We start from the raw sequence: 255 nt of genomic DNA on the forward strand, positions 1-255 counted from the left end.
CGAGAAAAATACCCTGGTGTCAATCTGCGAATTCTAGTCGGGTCTTCTGCCTACGTCATGGAAAAAGTCTTGAGCAAGGAAGCAGACTTTGGTCTCGTTCGTACCGTTTCACATCCGCTGATTGACTCGTATCATTTGCATACAGATACGCTGCGTCTTGTCGTCCCTCCCCACCACCCATTCACCACCCTGCCCCCAGGCAAGCTAAACTGGTCGATTGTGGGAAGGGAACCACATATCGTCCTTGCTCACGGT

The 255-nt window shown here is 51.4% G+C and carries 1 protein-coding gene; it reads left to right on the forward strand.

The features are described 5' to 3' along the window. A partial coding sequence (locus tag SB775_RS31485) for a LysR substrate-binding domain-containing protein (protein ID WP_410865209.1) occupies positions 1–255 on the forward strand: 255 nt, incomplete at both ends.

The sequence above is a fragment of the Peribacillus sp. SIMBA_075 genome (genome assembly GCF_046534585.1).